The organism is Gordonia asplenii (assembly GCF_012933505.1).
Taxonomy (GTDB): domain Bacteria; phylum Actinomycetota; class Actinomycetes; order Mycobacteriales; family Mycobacteriaceae; genus Gordonia; species Gordonia asplenii.
Map to the genome: position 1 here is coordinate 1 of NZ_JABBNB010000123.1, position 274 is coordinate 274.

The 274-nt window shown below is 67.2% G+C and carries 1 protein-coding gene; it reads left to right on the forward strand.

The features are described 5' to 3' along the window. On the forward strand, nucleotides 1-274 hold a 274-nt coding region (locus HH308_RS29455; RefSeq protein WP_211188992.1), incomplete at both ends, for a transposase.

The following is a 274-nucleotide window of genomic DNA, read 5'->3' on the forward strand; positions in this document are numbered from 1 at the left end:
ACCGCACACTCTGAGAAGCAGGACGCGGCACCAACCTACAAGCACGGCTTCGGATTTCACCCCCTGTGCGCGTTCGTCGACCACGGCAGCCAGGGCACCGGCGAACCCCTAGCAACCCTGCTGCGGCCGGGCAACGCTGGCGCCAACACCGCAGCCGACCACATCACGGTCACCGCCGCAGCTCTCGCTCAGCTACCACGGGCATCGGGCTATCGGGTCGGCAAATCGGTATTGGTGCGTACCGACTCGGCCGGCGGCACCCACGAGTTCCTCC